Source organism: Rhodococcus sp. 05-339-2 (assembly GCF_002258965.1).
Taxonomy (GTDB): Bacteria; Actinomycetota; Actinomycetes; order Mycobacteriales; family Mycobacteriaceae; genus Rhodococcoides.
Map to the genome: position 1 here is coordinate 258,054 of NZ_NOYW01000014.1, position 18,210 is coordinate 276,263.

Sequence of the window (18,210 nt, forward strand, 5' to 3'; positions counted from 1 at the left end):
CGGCCAGCAGAGTGGCGAATTTCCTCGGTGACCAGCGCGGAGGAAACACGATGCCCACTTACTCATACGCATGCACCGAGTGCGACAACCGCTTCGACATCGTTCAGTCCTTCACCGACGACACACTGACGGTGTGCCCCGCGTGCTCGGGCAAGCTCCGCAAGCTGTTCAACTCCGTCGGCATCGTCTTCAAGGGCAGCGGCTTCTACCGCACCGACAGCCGCGGCGGCGGGGGCACCTCCAGCGAGGGCGCGGGCGAGAAGAAGTCCGATGCGGCCGCTGCGAAGTCGGACTCGAAGTCCGAGTCCAAGCCCGCGGAGAAGAAATCTTCCGATTCGTCGTCGTCGAACTCTTCGTCTTCCTCGTCCACCACGAAAGCTGCTGCCAGCCAGTAGCTTTCCGCTTCATCCACAGGCCGGGCCGTTATCCACAGCCCGGCCTTTTCGGTGCCTGTACCGGAACTCCCACCGATAGCGTTTCGGCCATGGCTGCCGGCAAGAATCGACTCGACGCGACGCTGCTCGATCGCATCACCGTGCGTCCGGCGTGGGTCGGATCCACGAAATTCAGACGGATCGCAGCGGGAGTCCTGGTCGCCGTTGCCGCCGTTCTGTTCGTCGACGACACCGCCGGTGACGACCGAGTACGAGTGATCACGGCCGGACGCGACCTGACACCCGGCACCGTACTCACATCGGCCGATGTGGCGGCGGCCGAGTGGGACCGAGCGAACGTCCCCGAGGGCGCACTCGTCGAGTCCGAGGCCGTGAACGGTCGAACACTCACCGGACCGGTCCGATCGGGTGAATTGCTCACCGACGTACGCCTACTCGGATCTCGGACCGCCACGACGGCCCTGGGGACCGAGGCACGCGTCGTACCGGTGCATCTGGCCGATGCCGCGGTGACCGACCTGCTGCGGGAAGGCGACCGCGTCGACGTGTTGACGGTCGAGTCTCAGGAGGACCCCGATGCCGTCCCCGCGGCCCGGGTTCTCGCGTCGGGAGCGATGGTCGTGCTCGTCTCCGCCGACGCCGGTGGCAGCAGGCAGCAAGACCGCGTCGTACTACTGGCTCTTCCGACGAACGATGCGACAACGGTTGCAGCCGCCTCGTTGGTCAGCGCAATCACCGTCACCCTGCACTGAAAGCTGAGGTAGGAACTGTGTCAGCTCGTAAAGATGGCATCCCGATACTCGAACCCTGGGCTTACCTGCATGACCAAGTCCGAAGGGTCGCCTACCTCGAATGCAACTTGGAAAGTGGCTTCACGTGTAGGAAGCACCACGGTCGTTGGTCCTCCGCCAATGTCATTTGCAGAATCGAAGATTTGCTCCGCTTCGACATTGCCGCTCTGGAGACTGACCGAGAAGAGCCCCGGGTCATAGTTCTCCGACGAACCGTTCACGATCGTGATCGTGAACGCGACGACCTCTCCGGTTCCACTGGCCGTTGACGACGCGCTGGCAGCATAGGGTACCGGTGGATCTACCGACACCGCCAGGTTGTTCTTGAACGTAAAAGCTTGTCCGAAGGTTGAATTCGTCGATTCCGCCGCGGTCGATGGTTGCGACTCTTGCGAGACATCCGGACTGTTCACGCCAGTTCCGGGGGTCGTGGTTGCCTCGCCATCCGTCTGCCCACTGCAACCGATCAATGCGGCCCCGAGCAGCAATGCTGAGATCGTTGCAATTGGTGCCTTCATAAAGCCAACCTTCCGATGGTGCGAACTGCGCGGTCGATGCCCCCAGGTGCTTACGCATGCCGTCTAACTCACGGTAACGCCCGGAGCCTCTCAAAACCCGACCATTCGGCATATTTCGACAAATCTCGTGCGATCTCTATATGCGGAGGCCGACGACTTGGTGGTCTGCGCGCGATGGACGCCGTCCTCAATAGACCGTTCTCGACTAACGTCTCTCGGGAGAAAAGAAACCGAACGTTGGGAGAAGGGCTCATGCTCAAGGGCTTCAAGGACTTTCTACTGCGCGGCAATGTCGTGGATCTCGCAGTCGCGGTCGTCGTCGGCGCGGCATTCACCGCCATCGTCACCGCATTCACCACGAACATCATCAATCCCCTCGTCGCAGCCGTAGGCGGCAGCAACGAACTCGGCTGGGGCATCAAGATCCTGTCGGACAACGATGCGACGTTCATCAATCTCGGGGCCGTCGTCACTGCGATCATCAACTTCATCATCATCGCGGCCGTGGTCTACTTCGTGCTGATTTTGCCGGTGAACACCGCGAAGAAGCGCTTCGTCAGCCAGCCGGAGAAGGAACTGAGCGACGTCGACGTGCTGGTGCAGATCCGCGACATCCTCGCGGGCGGAACGGCAGCGGGACAGAAACTGTCGACTGCGGCCGACACCACCGGAGGTAGCGGCGAAGCAATCGACGCCGCACCGGACCTGGGCAAACACTCCAAGGACTGACTCGCTCGCCCATGCTCGGCGGGCCCCTATCGAATGAATGTGCCAGTCACGCACGCTGAGTGTGACTGGCACATTCATGCTTATCGGGTATGTCCCAGGATCATCCGTTTGAATGATCAGGTAGTGCAAACTCGGCGCGGGAAGTCGTCAGAATTTTAAGATCCATTTACTACGACGTCGCCAGGAATTTCGATCTTTACGAAGGGCTCCCCGTGTCAACACAAAAGACCGAGTACGCAGCAACAGTCAAGCCGTGGGCAATCACATGCCTAGCTGCCAGCATCGCCATCGTGATCGGAAGCCTCGGACCGTGGGTGACCATTTTTGCCTTCAGCAAGAACGGGACCGAGGGCGACGGTGCAATCACGGTCGCGTTGGGAGGGCTCGCGGCCCTCTTGTCGTTCGTTGTCGTAGTTCGCGAGGGGAGGGCCCTGCTGGGGGACCGCTACATCACCCCCTTTCTTGCCTTGATTGTCAGCATCATCGCGCTCTACGACGTGGCAAACGTTGGGAATACCAAGGGAGACTTCATGGGCGCGCAGATCGGACCCTCGGTCGGATGGGGTTTGTGGCTGGTCCTGATCGGAGGACTAATACTCCTAGCGGCATCCATACTGGTGGCAATCAAAGCCAAGAATCTGTAGGGACACGGTTGCCGTTCGAGTGACACAAACGAATCGATTCCCGTAAACGACTCGATGCGCCAACCCTGCTCTCAGAGAGTGCGATTGGCGCATCAAGCCGTTGTTGGGTGTGTTACGGACTCGGCGTCAGAACTCAGTTGGTGAACGTCGAGAGCGGAAGCGCGTCGAGCGTGATCGTCGTGCCGTCTGCCTCGCACGCCGAGGCAACGGCCGCCCCGTTGTCGACGAAGGCCTTGCCGGCCTCACTGTCGGTGGTCGAGAGCTCCAGCGTATCGGCGGGCAACGCATCGACGAATGTCGTCAACGAACTGGCGACATCACCGGAGGCTGTGCCGGGCAGCGCCTTCAGCTTGTCGACAGCTGCCTGCTTGTCGGCGGTCCACTTGTCGATGTTCTCGGCCGATCCGGGTCCTGCTGCCGCCAGTCCGACGAACGCGTTGTGGTCGGCGGCAAAGGTATTGCAGACATCCGTGTTCTCGCCGGAGGCCGCAGACTCGTCGCTGCTACAACCGGCGGCGAGGCCGAGCGCCACGAGCGCTCCCGCGGCGACGACCGTGAAACGGGCTTTCGAGTGCATCTTCGGTTCAGTGCCTCTCTGTGTACGTCGAACTACTTCTGTGCAGAACATAGTTCAGGCCCGTACGGAGTTATCCGTACGGGCCTGAACTTGTCTCGAATTTCAGCAGGTGACGTTACGTCACCGAGCTACAACCGATTCGGAAATCAGTTGAGGCGAACCGGGACGCCGTAGGTGATGGCCGTGTCGCCCGTTCCGCTGGTCAGCGAAACGTACGGACGGATCGTGACGTTGCCCAGGATGCCGGTGGCGGTGCCGTGCAGGTTCGCGACCTGGATGGATCCGCTGGTGCCCGCTGCGTCACCCTCGGAAGAGGTGATGTCGGCCTCTTCGTTGAGCACTGCGTATGCGCTCTCGGACTGCACGACGCCGGGGCCGTTGGCCAGTGCGATCGTGCCGGTGGCCTGCGGGATCAGCTGAACGCCGACGTCGAGGCCGCTGGTGGAGGTGCCGGTGCCGGTGAGCGGTCCGACGCTCGGAGCAGTGCCGTCCAGCGGGAACGTGCCGGTGACGGAGGACTCGTTGCCCGAACCGAGGTTGAACTCGGCCGAAGGCGAGGACCAGGAGATCTCGACGCCACCGTTGAGGCTCATCGGGTAGCCGATCTGGTAACCGATCTTGAGGGTGCCCTCGAAGTCGTCGGCCGAGGGGCCCTGGACGTCGTAGGAAGCCCGGCCGTTGGCGAACCACTCACGGGTGAGCGGGTTGCCGTCGAGCGGAGCGACACCGTTGATGAAGGTGTCGGACAGCGTCACCGTGATGGTGTTGCCGTCTGCGTCGACAACCGAGTTGGAGCTGTCGACAGCGGCGGAAGCCGTTCCGGTACCGAGCACCAGGCCGACTACCGAAGCGCTGGCAGCAACTGCAACGCTCATGGACTTGAGTCCCCGGCTGCGCCGCGACTTCTGGATCTCCGTCATTTATTCCTCATCATGTTCAGTCCCAGCGCGGTGTCGCACGGGGAAGCTTGTGGCTTTCACCCTCGAACTAGATCGCACTCAACGATGTGTGCGAGCCCGAGCCGGATGTAGCCGCGAAGGCCACATCCTTGATCACACTGTTCCGAGGTGAAGAGCGCGGAACCGGTTGGTCCCACGCTCTGGTCTCTGGAAGCTGAGGGGAACATTAGAGGAGTTGCCCGATCGTGACAATCCCTACGATCGGGACCACATCGTTGCCTTGGCGTGATGTGTTTCAACGGCGTGAACAACTTTCACACCCCATTAGGTGGTAACGCGCGTCACACTATCCGGTTACGTGACCAGACCGTTACACATTGCGCAAATCCGCAAAACCGCTCTGATGTGGGAAGACGCTCGGACCGGCCCGCCCGTTACGGGCGAATCGTCACTTCTCGCGCCGCACGGAGCGGAGGCAGTGCGGTCCCCCAGCCACCCGTACCCCGGTCGCGCGTCGCTAACGGCAGGTAAACGAGTAACTAACAGACCTGTCATTCAGGCCAAATAAATGTGTCGTGGATCACATCAGAAGTAATGGGGTGGTCGCTGCTGCTTCAACCATTCGTCCGACGCCGACCCGCCGTTCTCGACACCCGAACCCTCACCCCGTTCGTCTCCGGTCGTCTCCGGCAGCACCTCACCGAAGATGCGAGCGAGCCGGGCCCGTTCTGCTCGGGCCCGGCTCGCGTCGTCTTCGGCCGATCGATCGTCGTTCGGCTCGTCGCTCATGGGTATCGCTATGCGTCCAATCCCGACAGCTCGGCGATGACCTGACTCGCCAGTGGCGTCAGTGTCGCCATCCCGTCTCGAATCGCAGCCCGCGACGAGGCCAGATTCACCACCAGGGTGCTTCCGGACACACCGACCAGCCCGCGGGACAGACCTGCGTCCAACGAACCTGCTGCCAACCCCGACGATCGCAGTGCCTCGCTGATACCCGGAATCTCACGGTCGAGGACCTCCGCGGTGACGTCCGGAGTGACATCGCGCGGTGAGACGCCCGTGCCACCGATGGAGACCACCAGATCGACGCCGCCGATCACCGCGGTGTTGAGTGCGTTGCGCACGTCCACTTCGTCCGCCGTCACTGCGACGACACCGTCGACCAGAAAGCCTGCCTCGGTCAGCAGCTCCGTGACGAGTGGGCCCTTCGAATCCTTCTCGGTGCTGTGCGCTGTTCGGTCGTCAACGATGACGACCAACGCGCGCCCTGCCAGTGGTGCGTCGAGTTCCATACCGCTCACCGTAGTAGTAAGGCCTCCACCCGGCTCACGCTGTGCGTAAATCGTTGCAACCGTGCTCTGCCTGCCCGCTTCTCCGAACATCAGCGACCACCGGGGAACGACGGGACCTGGAACGGCAATTGCTGTTCCTGCTGCTGAGTCTGTGGCTGCGCCGCTGCGGGCTCGGCGGTGCCAAGAGTCACGGTCGCGGTCTTCTCGCTGCCGCCGTCGGTGTAGGTGATGGTGACCGAATCGCCCGGTGCGTGTGACCGCACCGCTGCGATCAACGCGTCACCGCTGGCGACGATGCGATCGTCGACCTTGGTGATCACCGCACCCTTCGGTATGCCCGCAGCTGCTGCCGGTCCTCCCTCGGTGACCTCGACGACGGTTGCTCCATTGGCGTCGTCTTGCGACGGCACCTGAACGCCGATCATGGCCTGGGTCGCCTTGCCCGTCGTGGTCAGTTCGTCGGCGATGCGCTTGGCCTGATCCACCGGGATGGCGAACCCGAGCCCGATGGAGCCGCTCTGCGCGGACCCCTGACTTCCGCCGAGTGTGGCTATCGCAGTGTTGATGCCGATCAGCTGTCCGTCGGTGTTGACGAGTGCGCCTCCCGAGTTGCCCGGGTTGATCGCAGCGTCGGTCTGGATGGCGTCGATCACCGAGTTCTGATTGCCGGACTCGCCGGACGTCGACACGGGCCGGTTCAGCGAGGAGACGATGCCCGTAGTGACCGTGCCGGCCAGGCCGAGCGGGGAGCCGATCGCGATGACCTGCTGGCCCACTTCGAGGTTCGAGGACGATCCGAGTTCGATCGGCGTCAGGTTCGACTTGCCCTCGGCCTTGATGACGGCCATGTCCGAGACCGAGTCGGCACCGACGATCGTCGCGTCGGCCACCGATCCGTCCGAGAACGCGACAGTGAGCTTGCCGTTGGCACCCGCACCCGTCGCGACGTGATTGTTGGTCAGGATCAGGCCGTCGCTGCTGAGAATGACGCCAGAGCCCTCACCCTCTTCCTGAGAGCCCTTCACCTGAATCTGCACGACGCTCGGCAGAACCTTGTTCGCTACTGCCTGAATCGAGCCGTCGGGGAAATTGGCGGCAGGCTGAGCTGCAGTGACCGTGGAGTTCAGTGAGTTGGTCACTCCCCCGCCGTTGCCGTTGGCATTGTTGGTGGCGATCGCACCGACCGCGCCGCCGATTCCGCCACCGACCAGAACGAGGGCGATGGCTCCGGCCACCAGTACCGACCTACCCGGGCGGGACTTCACCGCAGTCGGTGCCGAATCGGACTGCGGCGCAACGTGCTGGGGCTGTGCGTGGTGAGCCTGGGTGTGCTGCGGATCGCCCTGCTGACCGTACGGGCCGTAGCCGGGCTGGTAGGCCCCCTGTCCGTAGCCGGCGTACTGCTGGGGGTAACCCTGCTGCGGCGGGAACTGCTGAGTCGGATGCTGCTGAGTCGGATGCTGCTGGGCCGAGTAGTTCTGCTCGTCGCCGCGCGAAGCCCGGTCCGCCGGATGCTGCTCGCCACCGGCACCCTGTCCGCTCTGTTCGGATTCGTTACGGTCGTCGCTCATCGTTGCTGCTTCCTTCAGTAGAGACCTCGGTATCCGAGGTCCGCCCGCCTTCTTGCTACTCACTGTGCAGGGCGGGACTGAGAGCGCGCTGAGATCCGGCTATCAGTTTGCCGAGAGTGTGGTGGGATCAGGAGCACCCTCGCCGGGCAACACGATTCGTATCAGCGCGCCGCCCCGCTCGGACACCTCCACTCCGATGGTGCCGCCGTGCTTGACGACCACTTGCCGCACGATGGCAAGTCCCAGACCGGATCCGGGCATCGAACGCGACGCCGTCGAGCGATAGAAGCGCTCGAACACCAGCTCGCGATCTTCCTCGGGGATACCGGGGCCCGCGTCGTCGACCGTCAATTCCAGCAGGCCATCGCCGATCTGCCGCATCGCGATTCGCACCTCACCACCGCTCGGACTCCACTTGGCCGCGTTGTCGAGCACATTCAGCACAGCTCTCGAGAGTCCTGCTTGATCGCCGTAGACGAACCACGGCATCAACGTCGCTTCGAAGTCGATCTCGTTGCGACGGCGGCGTGCTCGTTCGAGACTACGTTCGACGGCATCGGCGAGATCGACTCGCTCGAACACCGTCTCCGGCGCGTCCTCTCGCGCCAGATCGACCAAATCACCCACCAAGGTGGACAATTCCTGAATCTGCGCCACCACGTCGGTCCGCAACTCGGCCATGTCCTCGTCCGGGATGGACGGCGCTCCTGGGCGTCCCGCCGCGATGAGCAACTCCATGTTGGTCCGCAGCGAAGTCAACGGGGTGCGAAGTTCGTGGCCCGCGTCGGCGACCAATCTGCTCTGCCTGCCGCGAGATTCGGCAAGTGCCCGGAGCATCGTGTTGAAACTCTCGGTCAGACGCGCCAACTCGTCGTCGCCGGTCACCGGGATCGGCGTCAGGTCGTCGGTGCGTGCCACCCGTTCGGCAGCCGCGGTCAGTCGGGCGATCGGTCGTAAACCGGTGCGCCCCACGGCCATACCTGCTCCCGCCGCCAGCACCACGCCGCAGGCCCCGACGATCAGCAGCACCCACGCCAGGCGGTCGAGTACTTTTCCGGTCGGCAGTAGTCTCTGTGCGACGACGAGAGTGCTGCCGTCCTTGGTGCGTAGTGCCAGCACCCGCTGATCGTCGAGTGTGCGTAGCGACGATTCCTGCTCTCCGCTCACCACAGCGAGTTCGGCATCGCCGATCGGCACCTTGGGCCCGGGCGGGTTGTAGCTGGACATGTCCGGATAGATCAGCGCGACACTGACATCGGTGCTGTACAACGTTGCTCCAGCGACGAACCGCGGGTCGTAGGACACCAGACTGGACTCCGCCAGAGCCGAAGCACGCGAACGCAATTGAGTGTCCACATCGCCGTACAGTGCTCGGGATACCACCGTGTACGCGGCAATGGCCATGACCGCCACCGCAATTGCGACGACGGAGGCCGCGAGCAAGGTCACCCGCCACCGCAGCGACACCGACCGTGTCAGTGGCATCGGTGGCCGCATCGCAGTCGGCGAGGAGCCGACATTGTCGGCCGACTTTCGCCCGAACGAAGCGACCATCACGGAGGCGTCTCGCGCAGGACGTACCCGACACCGCGAACGGTGTGGATCAGCCGCGACTCCCCCTCCGCCTCGGTCTTGCGCCGCAGGTACCCGACGTACACCTCGAGCGCGTTGCCCGACGTCGGGAAGTCGTAACCCCAGACTTCCTCGAGGATGCGACTTCTGGTGAGGACTCGACGCGGATTGGTCATCAGCATTTCGAGCAACGAGAATTCGGTCCGGGTGAGGCTTATCGAGCGTTCGGCGCGCGAGACCTCACGAGTGACCGGGTCCAACGACAGGTCCGCGAACGTCATGGTCTCCGAGTCGATGCCCGCTTCCATCGCGGTACGCCGAAGCAGTGCGCGCAGGCGAGCCAGCAGCTCCTCGAGCGCGAACGGCTTGGGCAGGTAGTCGTCGGCACCGGCGTCGAGGCCGGCAACACGCTCGGACACCGAGTCCCGTGCCGTCAACACCAGAATCGGCAGGTCGTCACCGACACTGCGCAATCGACGGCACACCTCCAGGCCGTCGAGGCGAGGCATCATCACGTCGAGCACCAGGGCGTCGGGACGTGCCGCCGCGACCTGCTCGAGCGCGTCGAGCCCGTCGACCGCCAGGTCCACGGTGTACCCGTTGAATGTCAGCGACCTGCGCAGCGACTCACGCACTGCCCGATCGTCGTCGACCACCAATATCCGCATTCGTACAGTTTGTCCTGGTCGACTGAGATATGTCTGAGAGGGGTGCGGATAGCGACCTAGAGCGTCGGTAGGTGCTTCGCCAGCGGGAGGTTCCACTTTCGCCACAGCGCGAGCAGGCGCAACCCCGTCGCGAGCAGGGTTCCCGCGACCAGACCCACGTTCTCCGGCAGGGTCGCGGCATCGGCCAACACGACGGCCGTCGCACCGAGCATGGCCGGCAGGGCATACAGGTCCCGATGCAGCAGCAGGGGAACTTCGTTGACCAGCACGTCTCGGATCACGCCGCCTGCCACCGCCGTCGTGGTGCCGATGAGAGCTCCCGCCAACGCGCTACCGCCGGCAGCCAACGCGATCGTCGCACCGGTCGATGCGAACAGTCCCATCCCGAAGGCGTCGAGCACCAGAACACCGCGCCTGACCTTGCCCATCTGTCGGTGCGCAACGAACACGACCAGCGAGGCGAACAAGCCGACCGTGAGGTTCGGCCACGTGTCCAGTGACGTCGGTGGGTGGATGCCGAGCAGCAGATCGCGAATGATTCCGCCGCCGATGCCCGTCGTGATTCCGACGACGCAGACCCCGAACAGATCCAACCGGCGATGCACTCCGATCAACGCCCCCGACGCCGCAAAGGCCGCGATACCGATCAATCCGAGTACGTCGAGAAGCATCGGATCAGCATGTCATGGTGCTGACAGAAACCTCACAGCAAAACCCGAGGTCGGACCTAGAATTGAGGGGCACCGTCGTGTTCGAAGATTCCGGCTCACCCGAGGAGAACATCATGCGTATCGAATTCAAGAAAGCCGTCGCCACTGTTGCATTGACGGGAGCCATCGCGCTCGGTGGCGGCGCAGTCGCTCAAGCTGCTCCGGATCGCGAAAGAATTCCAGACGTGATCGGAATGTCCCAATCTGCGGCCATCGCGGCCCTGGAGGACGCAGGCTTCGACAACGTCACCGTCAATTACGACCGCCCCGACGCCCGCGTGATCGGCCTCAACTTCCCGGTCGGGGTGAAGGTCAGCGAGAACGCGGAGATCAAAGTGATCGTCATAAGCGACTAGACCAGCCGCACGGCCACCTCGAGTTGTGGCAGATTCCCGGATCACCCCGTTGGGGTCTGCCACCTGAGCGTGACAACCGGCGGCCGATGAGGGATGCGGCGTCGTGATCGGCGTCGCACCCGCGGTGATGGCTGCGCCGAAAAACACCGCCCCATTTTGGCAGGAGATAGTCTCGGTCGTGATGCCGTCCGGCACATTTCCTTCTCGAGCCGAGGTGAACGAACAGGTGCCGATCATCGACAATGCCGTCTACGTCGACGGCAAACGCACTGCCAATCCCGAGAGCCTCGACATCACGTTCGAGTTGATGCGCGAGCGGCACGGCATGGCCTGGATCGGCCTGTACCGCCCCGAGATCAGCGAAATCAATGCTGTAGCAGGCGAGTTCGGTCTGCACCGCCTCGCCGTGGAAGATGCCATTGCAGCCCATCAGCGACCGAAACTGGAACGGTACGCCGAGCAACTGTTCGTCGTTCTCCGACCCGCTCGATACATCGACGAGACCGAAAAGGTCGAATTCGGCGAATTGCACATATTCCTCGGACCCGATTTCGTCGTCACCATTCGCCATGCCGAATCCCCCGATCTGGCAATGGTGCGCAAGCGGCTCGAAGGATCTCCCGAACTTCTCCAACTCGGCCCCGAGGCAATTCTCTACGGCATCCTCGATCAAGTGGTCGACGAGTACGTCCCGGTGGTGACCGGATTGCAGAACGACATCGACGAGATCGAGGATCAGCTGTTCACCGGCGACCCGTCGGTATCGCGTCGCATCTACTCACTGCTCCGTGAGGTGTCCGAATTCGACCGTGCCGCAAAACCACTCGTCGAGATGATCGAATCACTCAAGCGCGGTTCGGACAAGTACAACGTCGACGTGGAACTGCAGCGATACCTGCGCGACGTGCACGATCACGCGATCCGCGTCTCCGACCGCATCGAGTCCTTCCGCTCCAACCTGCAGAATGCGTTGACCGTGCACTCGACCATCGTTGCGCAGCAGCAGAACGAGGAGATGCGCAACATGACCGTGGCCAGCCTGGAGCAGAACGAACAGGTCAAACGCATTTCGTCCTGGGGCGCAATTCTTTTCGCACCCTCCCTGATCGCCGCCATCTACGGCATGAACTTCGAGGACATGCCGGAACTGACGTGGCAACTCGGCTATCCGATGGCTCTGATCGCCATGGTGATCTGCTCCACTGCACTGTTCGTGGTGTTCAAGCGTCAGAAGTGGTTGTAGTGCGCTCCGCGCAGTGGTGCGGTTAGGTGCCCTCCACGGCACTCAGCCACACCACTGCCGCAGGCACTAGGACGAACCGAACACCGGACCCACAGGGATGTCTCGCTCGAACGTCAGACGGTCGAACTCGTTTCCGTATTCGTCGATTGCACCGATCGTCATCCTGCTGGCGGTGATGCCCGGAATACCCGGCACCACATCGACTCTGACGAACGAGTAGTTGAGAAATCGCACCCGAGACCAGGTGATGGACTCGGCCGACTTGGTGCCGTCCGGTGCCCATACGTAGCTGTTCGGAACTGCCGTGTCGGGCAACTCGTTGCCGCGGTAGCTCACGCCCTCACCGTCCTGGAACGTATAGCGTGGACGACCACCACCGCCGACTGTGTAATACACGGTGCCGTCGGTCTTTCCGTTGACCGTGGCGTTGTCACCGGCGACCCGAGTCGCACGGTTGCCACGAATGGGATCGGTGCGCTCGAAAACGTGGTTGTGGGCTTGAAGCACCACATCCACCTGGTACTTGTCGAACAGCGCAACCCACGCGTCGCGGACGCCGCCGTCGCTCGCGTGCGTCGACGTGGTCGAATACGCGCAGTGGTGGAAGAAGCAGACGATGAAGTCGATGTTCGGATCGGCACGGTACTTCGCCAATGTCTGTTCCACCCAGGTGTTCTGGGCTCCACCGCTGTAACCGGTGTTGGCCTTGATCTCGTAGCTGACGTCGTTCGCGTCGAGCGAGAGAACGGCAGTGTTGCCGTAGACGAACGAGTACGCCGACGGGCATCCCTTGGGTCCGTTGGTCGGCTGATCGAGCCGCGCGGCATGTCCGCCGTAGCCATTGGGGCTGTACAGCGCTTCCATGTCGTGGTTGCCGGTGGCGAACAACCACGGCGCGGTCGATGCACTGGCCTCGATCGCCTGGAAATAGCCGTCCCAGACGAACGGGTTGAATTTGTCGAATCCCTTCGGTGGGGTCTGACCGTGCTTCGCGAACTGCGGCGGCAGACCGGCACCCGACGGGTCCGCGTACGCGATGTCGCCGGCGAGGATGTGGAAGTCCGGGTGCGAGGCCTCGATCTGCCGATTGATGTTGCGCGCGTGCTTGACCGACGGCTCGTTGTCCTCCTTGTAGTACTGGTCGTCGTAGTCGCCGGCAACCAAACCTGGCGGCTGCGAGGGTGTTTCGTCGACGCCCTGATCGCCCATCATCGTGAACCGGAACGGAGCGATGCGACCGGTCGGCAGGGCCGGGGACGCGCTCCGAATGTCACTGACGAAGCCGTCGGCGGTGCGCCAGCGGTAGTAGTGCGGCAGCTTGGGCGTCAGATTGTCGACGGGCACATGCACGTAGTACTGCTCCGCCGACAGAATTCCGCCGTCGGTCTGCGGAACCTGACTGATCAGGTTGCGTACCTCGGCCGACGTCGTAGCGCCGAGTGCGGGCGTGGGGCCGTGATCGAGGAAGACACCGGTGAGCCCGGGACTACGAGAGAGCTGTGCCGAGAACCGCAGTTGCGTCGCCGGATCGTTTCCGAAGCCCATGTGCCGTCCGGCCACGGCCAGCGGGGCGTCCTGCGCGTACGCGGTTCGCGCGAACACCGAGTTCCCGACGCCTACCGCGGCGGCCGTCGCGGCGGCTCCCACCAGAAAGTTGCGTCGACTGACGGGGTGCCGCCGCAGGAACGACCGATGCCAATCGTGCTGCTCGGCCATGGTCATGTTCTCGGCGAGCGTGCCCGGGATTCCGGTCGCGACGGTTTCGCCTGCGGGATTGAGCGTCATGCCTCGATGGTGACGGTGACGCTCTCTCTATCCGTTAACCAAGCGAAGTTGTTGGGTGAACAACACGAGAACACCGATGCACAACGGGACGAACGCGGACAATCCCGTCGTGCACGGATCTTCGTAACCCACTACGAATTTCCATGCACGACGAGAGGTCGGATCTAGGTCCCCTTGACGTTGAGGATCTGCCGCAGTTCGTGCTCGATGCTCACCAGGTCGCGGGCGTCCTCCATCACGACATCGATCGACTTGTAGGCGTCGGGAATCTCGTCGATGAAGTCTGCACTGTCGCGAAATTCGATCCCTACCATCCGCTCCCGCAGGTTCTCGTGAGTGAACCGCTTCCTGGCCTCGGTCCGAGAGAACTGTCGACCGGCACCGTGAGGCGCCGAGCACAACCCCGCCTTCGAGCCCTTGCCGACGACCACGTACGAACGAGTTCCCATCGACCCGGGAATGATCGCCTTGACACCCTCGTGTGCGTCGACCGCGCCCTTTCGGGTGAGCCACACGTCCTTCTGAAAGTGGTTCTCCTTCACCGTGTAGTTGTGATGGCAATTGATCCGTTCGACCTCGCGATGGTCGTCGGTTCCCATCCACTCGGCGAATACCGCACTGAACCGGTCCATCATCTCGGCCCTGTTCAGGTATGCGAACCGCTGCGCCCACTTCAATTCTCGGAGGTACTGCCCGAATTCACGGGAGCTCTCGGGCAGGTATGCCAGGTCCTTGTTGGGCAACGGAATCCACCACTGAGCGCACAATCGCTGTGCGATCGCGATGTGCTTCTTGGCGATCTTGTTGCCGACGCCCCTCGACCCACTGTGCAGAAACAGCCACACCCGATCGGTTTCGTCGAGGCACAGTTCGATGTAGTGGTTGCCGCCGCCTAACGAACCGAGCTGCTCGCGCCACTGCGGTGAATGATTCAGCTCGACACCGTCCGTGGCCGCCAACTCCTCGAGTTCGAGTAGCTTCGGAGCGGTGAAATTCCACCGGTCGACGCCGACGTTGTAGTCGCCCGGCGACAGCGGGATGCTTGCCTCGATGGCGAGTCGCAGATCAGTCAGATTACGGCCGTCGACGTCGTCGAGTGTGAATTCTGTTCGTACGCCGATCATTCCGCAACCTACGTCGACGCCGACGGCGGCCGGAATGACAGCGCCCAGCGTAGGAATCACCGTTCCCACTGCGCTTCCCACACCGCTGTGAGCGTCGGGCATCAGCGCGACGTGCGGATGCACGAACGGCATCGACGATGTTTCACGGGCCTGCTCGAGAGTCTTGTCCTCGAGCTGTGAAGCCCAATTGAGCAAACGCAAGCCCACCTTGTTCGGGGGCATGATGTTCCTTCCTGCCCCCTTGTACAAGAGGGCGCTATTCGATGGATCGATTCACGAGCCGAGCTTGTTTGCCGCAAAGAGCGGCGCATCGCTCCGGTGAATACGCGCGCAGCACAAGGCTCACACCGACTCTCGTGTCGAGAGCGGCACCGGACAGAACGGTTGCACGCATGACCGGAACCCTATCGATCGATCCCTCGTCCACGCGAGCGAATTACTCAGAACGCCGGGCCCTACACACCCCCACCGAATGCCAAGCCCAACAGATACGTCGCCCCGGCTGCGCCGTAGCCGATAGCCAGTTGTCGCAGAGCACGTTTGACCGGCGGCCCACCGCTGAGCAGTCCCACCACCAGGCCCGTGCAGATCAACGCGATTCCGACGAGCACGGCGGCAACGGCAAGGGCCACAAAGCCTTCGAGGCCGAACAGATACGGCAACACCGGGATGACGGCACCGGAGGCGAAGAAGCAGAAGCTGGCACCGGCGGCACCGAGGCCGGTTCCGATGGACTCGTGCTGGTCGACGTCGGGGGCCATCTCGTCGGCAGGGAGTACGCGCAGTACTTCCGCCGCTTTGGCGTCGGCCTCCTCGTGGGTCATCCCTCGGGCTCGGTAGACCAGGGCCAGTTCGTTGGCGTCGACGTCGAGGTGTTGGACTGCGTCGCGCGCCCCACTGTCCGGCGACGACGCCTCGAGCAACTCGCGTTGTGAACGGACAGAGACGTATTCGCCCGCCCCCATCGACAGCGCGCCGGCGAGCAGTCCCGCGAGGCCGGTGACCAGGACGATCTGATTGGACACCCCGGAGCCGCTGATACCCAGAACGAGAGCGAGGTTGCTCACCAGTCCGTCGTTGGCACCGAACACCGCAGCCCGGAACGTTCCGGACAATCGATTGCGGCCGCGGGCCGCCAGTGCCCTGATGACCTCCGCGTGGATCTGCTCGTCGGCCGTCATCGCCTCCGTCGCGTCGGCGTCGGTGGCGTACGGCGAACGGGTTTCCGCTCGTTGGGCCAGCGCGAGTACGAACACCGAACCGAAGCGACGTGCCAACACCCCGAGGATGCGGGTGCGGATGTCACCTTTGAGCGGCATTCCGACCCGATCACCGAGCAGATTTCGCCAATGCTGCTCGTGGCGGCCCTCCGCATCGGCGAGGGCGAGCAGGATCTCGCGCTCCTCGCCGGTGCGTCGGCCTGCCAGATCGCGATAGACGGCGGCCTCGGCTCGCTCGTCGGCGAGGTACTGGCGCCACCGCTTCACATCTCGCGCACTGGGTCCATCGTTCATGAAAGTGAAGATAGACCCGTCGCGAGTCAGCTCGGGTCGTACACCCCGGTCTGCACTGCTTTGACCAATCTCCGCGGCACTCTGAACTCTCGGCCCTGAAAACGCACGGTCACCAGATCAGGAGCAACGGCTTTCCATTGCGCGCGACGGCTCCGTGTGTTCGAGCGCGACATCTTTCTCTTCGGAACAGCCATGATTCAGGAGTCCTTTCGGCTTCGTCGGCCGTATCGCTTCTCGAACTTCTCGACGCGTCCCTGGGTGTCCATCACGCGGGCGGCTCCGGTCCAGAACGGGTGTGATTCCGACGAGACGTCGACGACGATCAGCGGGTAGGTGTTGCCGTCTTCCCACTCGGTCTCGCGGGCGGACGTGACGGTGGATCTGGTGAGGAACTTGTTGCCGGTACTCGAGTCCTGGAACACGACCGGGTGGTAGTCGGGGTGGATGCCTGGTTTCATTCTGTTGCCTCTCGTGATTGTTCTGCGTACGGGGATTCGCTGCTCTCGCAGGGGTCTTCGTGCCACTGACCGAATGGGTCGTTCCAGGCGGACCAGGCCGCAGGGTCTGCCATTTCGTCGTCGGACACCAACGCCCACTGCAGGGTTCGGTCGATCTCGGCGGGGTCGGCTTCGTGGACGAGGACGACCAGCGACGTGTCTCGATCACCGAACTTCTCGTCCCACCGCAGCGCCGACATTGCCCGACGGGTGGCGTCGACGCGGTCCTGCTGCTCCGGAGTCATTGCGGCAAGCCATTTTCCGGCGCTGGCGACGCGAAGGCCGCCGCCTGCCGATTCGATCCACAGAGCTTCGTCGGGCTGAGTGGCCACCCACGCCCGCCCCCGTGCGGTGACGACGCCGTCGAGCAATACGTCGATCGCCTCGTGGAACCGCTCGGGATGGAACGGCCGCGTGGCGGTGAACTCGACCAGGGTGATGCCGCAATCGACGGTCAGTGGCGGCTGTCCGCGCAACAGCGGTGAGTGCGCGTCGCTGATCGCACCGCGTCGCGCATCGGCAGGGACACTCGCGAGAAGTGCCGGGGCATCGACCAGTGCGTCCTGGGACACCCAGACGACGGGAGCATTCGGGGCCAACCGCGCCAGGACCGCAGCGAGCCGGGCGCGTTCCCACGCGTCGACGTCGGAACCTGCGGTCACGACGAGTGCATCGGCGTAGTCGACCTGCCCGACCACCAACTGCGCGACGGTTCGATCGTCGTCGCCACTGGCGACGACGCCTCGGTCGGCCAACGCGTCGTCGCCGGTGGCGTCGGCCAACCAGGTTGCGGCGTCGAGGCAGTCGATCACTGCCTCGATGCGGACGTCACGCGAGGCCGGGCCGTCGATCTGCCCGACGACACCCGCAACGACGACGTTGTCCACGGCCCAGCACAGTGCCTCGGGCTCGAGCGCGGGGTCCATGGCGAGCACGATGCGATCGACGTTGCTGCGCGTCGACAGTGCCCGCAACAGTGGCAGTAGATCCTCCCGAAGGGTGCACGAGACGCAGCCGTGCGCCAGCTCCAGAATGCTCTCGCGCGGTTCCTCCCCCAGTACGGACAGTGTGCGACGCACGACTCCTTCGGCGACGCGGCTCAGATCGTGGCGGACCGCGACGGTGCCCGGCGCGAGCAGTGATGTCACGACCGCGTCCATGGCTCCGGTCCAGCCGGAGACGAGGACCATCGGGGTTCGATCGTCCGGTGAGTTGTTCACGAGCACCCTTCTTCTCGACAACGATTGTCATTACCTGTGAATGCACGCTACATTCGAGAACACGCTTTGTCGAAAACGATTGTCATAACGGCAAGAAAGGAG

21 protein-coding genes are annotated in these 18,210 nt (G+C 63.3%); 6 read left to right on the plus strand and 15 right to left on the minus strand.

Going from position 1 to position 18,210, the window contains the following annotated elements:
* Positions 1-50 precede the first annotated feature (50 nt).
* Entirely contained in the window at positions 51-395 is a 345-nt protein-coding gene (locus CH273_RS12070; protein ID WP_032396238.1) for an FmdB family zinc ribbon protein, read from the plus strand.
* Positions 396-484: 89 nt separating this feature from the next.
* Positions 485-1,147, plus strand: a complete 663-nt coding sequence (locus CH273_RS12075; protein ID WP_032395740.1) for an SAF domain-containing protein — start codon at positions 485-487, stop codon at positions 1,145-1,147.
* A gap of 20 nt (positions 1,148-1,167) precedes the next feature.
* On the opposite strand, the gene CH273_RS12080 is transcribed toward CH273_RS12075, so the two are convergent.
* Entirely contained in the window at positions 1,168-1,704 is a 537-nt protein-coding gene (locus CH273_RS12080) for a hypothetical protein (protein WP_032395741.1), read from the minus strand.
* 252 nt (positions 1,705-1,956) lie between these two features.
* Here CH273_RS12080 and mscL point away from each other — a divergent pair, with 252 nt between their 5' ends.
* Both mscL and CH273_RS12090 read left to right on the plus strand, forming a co-directional pair.
* Positions 1,957-2,433 (plus strand): large conductance mechanosensitive channel protein MscL, encoded by a 477-nt coding sequence (gene mscL / locus CH273_RS12085; RefSeq protein WP_032395742.1) that lies wholly within the window; start codon positions 1,957-1,959, stop codon positions 2,431-2,433.
* A gap of 212 nt (positions 2,434-2,645) precedes the next feature.
* A complete protein-coding gene (locus tag CH273_RS12090; protein WP_052049608.1) occupies positions 2,646-3,077 on the plus strand; it encodes a hypothetical protein in 432 nt (143 codons plus the stop codon).
* Between the two features lie 133 nt (positions 3,078-3,210).
* Here the strand turns inward: CH273_RS12090 and CH273_RS12095 are convergent, their stop codons facing one another.
* From CH273_RS12095 to CH273_RS12130, 8 genes are all read right to left on the minus strand, one after another.
* Complete coding sequence (locus tag CH273_RS12095) at positions 3,211-3,654, minus strand: hypothetical protein (protein WP_032395743.1); 444 nt, start codon at positions 3,652-3,654, stop codon at positions 3,211-3,213.
* Between the two features lie 146 nt (positions 3,655-3,800).
* Positions 3,801-4,574 carry an MspA family porin gene (locus CH273_RS12100; RefSeq protein WP_052049610.1) on the minus strand — a complete coding sequence of 258 codons (774 nt, stop codon included), beginning with the start codon at positions 4,572-4,574 and terminating at the stop codon, positions 3,801-3,803.
* A gap of 564 nt (positions 4,575-5,138) precedes the next feature.
* On the minus strand, positions 5,139-5,342 hold the full coding sequence (locus CH273_RS12105; RefSeq protein ID WP_032395744.1) for a hypothetical protein: 204 nt from the start codon (positions 5,340-5,342) through the stop codon (positions 5,139-5,141).
* 8 nt (positions 5,343-5,350) lie between these two features.
* Positions 5,351-5,848: a MogA/MoaB family molybdenum cofactor biosynthesis protein gene (locus tag CH273_RS12110; protein WP_037191958.1), complete on the minus strand. Its 498-nt coding sequence runs from the start codon at positions 5,846-5,848 to the stop codon at positions 5,351-5,353.
* Between the two features lie 89 nt (positions 5,849-5,937).
* A complete protein-coding gene (locus CH273_RS12115) occupies positions 5,938-7,419 on the minus strand; it encodes a trypsin-like peptidase domain-containing protein (protein ID WP_082322504.1) in 1,482 nt (493 codons plus the stop codon).
* Positions 7,420-7,521: 102 nt separating this feature from the next.
* Positions 7,522-8,973, minus strand: a complete 1,452-nt coding sequence (locus CH273_RS12120) for a HAMP domain-containing sensor histidine kinase (RefSeq protein ID WP_032395746.1) — start codon at positions 8,971-8,973, stop codon at positions 7,522-7,524.
* Entirely contained in the window at positions 8,973-9,659 is a 687-nt protein-coding gene (locus CH273_RS12125) for a response regulator transcription factor (protein WP_032395747.1), read from the minus strand. Before CH273_RS12125 ends, CH273_RS12120 begins: the two co-directional genes overlap by 1 nt.
* A gap of 56 nt (positions 9,660-9,715) precedes the next feature.
* Entirely contained in the window at positions 9,716-10,330 is a 615-nt protein-coding gene (locus tag CH273_RS12130; RefSeq protein WP_032395748.1) for a trimeric intracellular cation channel family protein, read from the minus strand.
* Positions 10,331-10,407: 77 nt separating this feature from the next.
* On the opposite strand from CH273_RS12130, the gene CH273_RS12135 reads away from it, so the two are divergent.
* Together CH273_RS12135 and CH273_RS12140 are read left to right on the plus strand one after the other, a co-directional pair.
* Positions 10,408-10,725: a PASTA domain-containing protein gene (locus CH273_RS12135; RefSeq protein ID WP_032395749.1), complete on the plus strand. Its 318-nt coding sequence runs from the start codon at positions 10,408-10,410 to the stop codon at positions 10,723-10,725.
* Positions 10,726-10,951: 226 nt separating this feature from the next.
* The gene (locus CH273_RS12140; protein ID WP_032396242.1) at positions 10,952-11,968 is read left to right on the plus strand and encodes a magnesium and cobalt transport protein CorA; all 1,017 of its coding nucleotides are present in this window, start codon (positions 10,952-10,954) and stop codon (positions 11,966-11,968) included.
* Between the two features lie 66 nt (positions 11,969-12,034).
* Here the strand turns inward: CH273_RS12140 and CH273_RS12145 are convergent, their stop codons facing one another.
* The 6 genes from CH273_RS12145 to mrf all read right to left on the minus strand — a co-directional run bounded on the left by CH273_RS12145 (position 12,035) and on the right by mrf (position 18,078).
* Positions 12,035-13,753, minus strand: coding sequence for a metallophosphoesterase (locus CH273_RS12145; RefSeq protein ID WP_032395750.1), 1,719 nt, complete (start codon positions 13,751-13,753; stop codon positions 12,035-12,037).
* Positions 13,754-13,917: 164 nt separating this feature from the next.
* Entirely contained in the window at positions 13,918-15,099 is a 1,182-nt protein-coding gene (locus tag CH273_RS12150) for an RtcB family protein (RefSeq protein ID WP_032396243.1), read from the minus strand.
* A 233-nt stretch (positions 15,100-15,332) separates the two neighbouring features.
* A complete protein-coding gene (locus CH273_RS12155; protein WP_032395751.1) occupies positions 15,333-16,391 on the minus strand; it encodes a VIT1/CCC1 transporter family protein in 1,059 nt (352 codons plus the stop codon).
* Positions 16,392-16,417: 26 nt separating this feature from the next.
* Complete coding sequence (gene rpmF, locus CH273_RS12160; protein WP_032388658.1) at positions 16,418-16,585, minus strand: 50S ribosomal protein L32; 168 nt, start codon at positions 16,583-16,585, stop codon at positions 16,418-16,420.
* A gap of 3 nt (positions 16,586-16,588) precedes the next feature.
* Entirely contained in the window at positions 16,589-16,849 is a 261-nt protein-coding gene (locus CH273_RS12165; RefSeq protein WP_032395752.1) for a type B 50S ribosomal protein L31, read from the minus strand.
* Entirely contained in the window at positions 16,846-18,078 is a 1,233-nt protein-coding gene (gene mrf / locus CH273_RS12170; RefSeq protein ID WP_032396244.1) for a ribosome hibernation factor-recruiting GTPase MRF, read from the minus strand. The genes CH273_RS12165 and mrf overlap by 4 nt, the downstream gene beginning before the upstream one ends.
* Positions 18,079-18,210 lie beyond the last annotated feature (132 nt).

Bases quoted from the DNA above. Each gene is read 5' to 3' on its own strand.
- CH273_RS12100 (WP_052049610.1), bottom strand. From the start codon at position 4,574: ATGACGGAGATCCAGAAGTCGCGGCGCAGCCGGGGACTCAAGTCCATG.
- CH273_RS12110 (WP_037191958.1), bottom strand. From the start codon at position 5,848: ATGGAACTCGACGCACCACTGGCAGGGCGCGCGTTGGTCGTCATCGTT.
- CH273_RS12165 (WP_032395752.1), bottom strand. From the start codon at position 16,849: ATGAAACCAGGCATCCACCCCGACTACCACCCGGTCGTGTTCCAGGAC.
- CH273_RS12070 (WP_032396238.1), top strand. From the start codon at position 51: ATGCCCACTTACTCATACGCATGCACCGAGTGCGACAACCGCTTCGAC.
- CH273_RS12130 (WP_032395748.1), bottom strand. From the start codon at position 10,330: ATGCTTCTCGACGTACTCGGATTGATCGGTATCGCGGCCTTTGCGGCG.
- CH273_RS12105 (WP_032395744.1), bottom strand. From the start codon at position 5,342: ATGAGCGACGAGCCGAACGACGATCGATCGGCCGAAGACGACGCGAGC.
- CH273_RS12095 (WP_032395743.1), bottom strand. From the start codon at position 3,654: ATGCACTCGAAAGCCCGTTTCACGGTCGTCGCCGCGGGAGCGCTCGTG.
- CH273_RS12120 (WP_032395746.1), bottom strand. From the start codon at position 8,973: ATGGTCGCTTCGTTCGGGCGAAAGTCGGCCGACAATGTCGGCTCCTCG.
- rpmF (WP_032388658.1), bottom strand. From the start codon at position 16,585: ATGGCTGTTCCGAAGAGAAAGATGTCGCGCTCGAACACACGGAGCCGT.
- CH273_RS12075 (WP_032395740.1), top strand. From the start codon at position 485: ATGGCTGCCGGCAAGAATCGACTCGACGCGACGCTGCTCGATCGCATC.
- CH273_RS12115 (WP_082322504.1), bottom strand. From the start codon at position 7,419: ATGAGCGACGACCGTAACGAATCCGAACAGAGCGGACAGGGTGCCGGT.
- CH273_RS12125 (WP_032395747.1), bottom strand. From the start codon at position 9,659: ATGCGGATATTGGTGGTCGACGACGATCGGGCAGTGCGTGAGTCGCTG.
- CH273_RS12145 (WP_032395750.1), bottom strand. From the start codon at position 13,753: ATGACGCTCAATCCCGCAGGCGAAACCGTCGCGACCGGAATCCCGGGC.
- mscL (WP_032395742.1), top strand. From the start codon at position 1,957: ATGCTCAAGGGCTTCAAGGACTTTCTACTGCGCGGCAATGTCGTGGAT.
- mrf (WP_032396244.1), bottom strand. From the start codon at position 18,078: ATGGTCCTCGTCTCCGGCTGGACCGGAGCCATGGACGCGGTCGTGACA.
- CH273_RS12080 (WP_032395741.1), bottom strand. From the start codon at position 1,704: ATGAAGGCACCAATTGCAACGATCTCAGCATTGCTGCTCGGGGCCGCA.
- CH273_RS12150 (WP_032396243.1), bottom strand. From the start codon at position 15,099: ATGCCCCCGAACAAGGTGGGCTTGCGTTTGCTCAATTGGGCTTCACAG.
- CH273_RS12155 (WP_032395751.1), bottom strand. From the start codon at position 16,391: ATGAACGATGGACCCAGTGCGCGAGATGTGAAGCGGTGGCGCCAGTAC.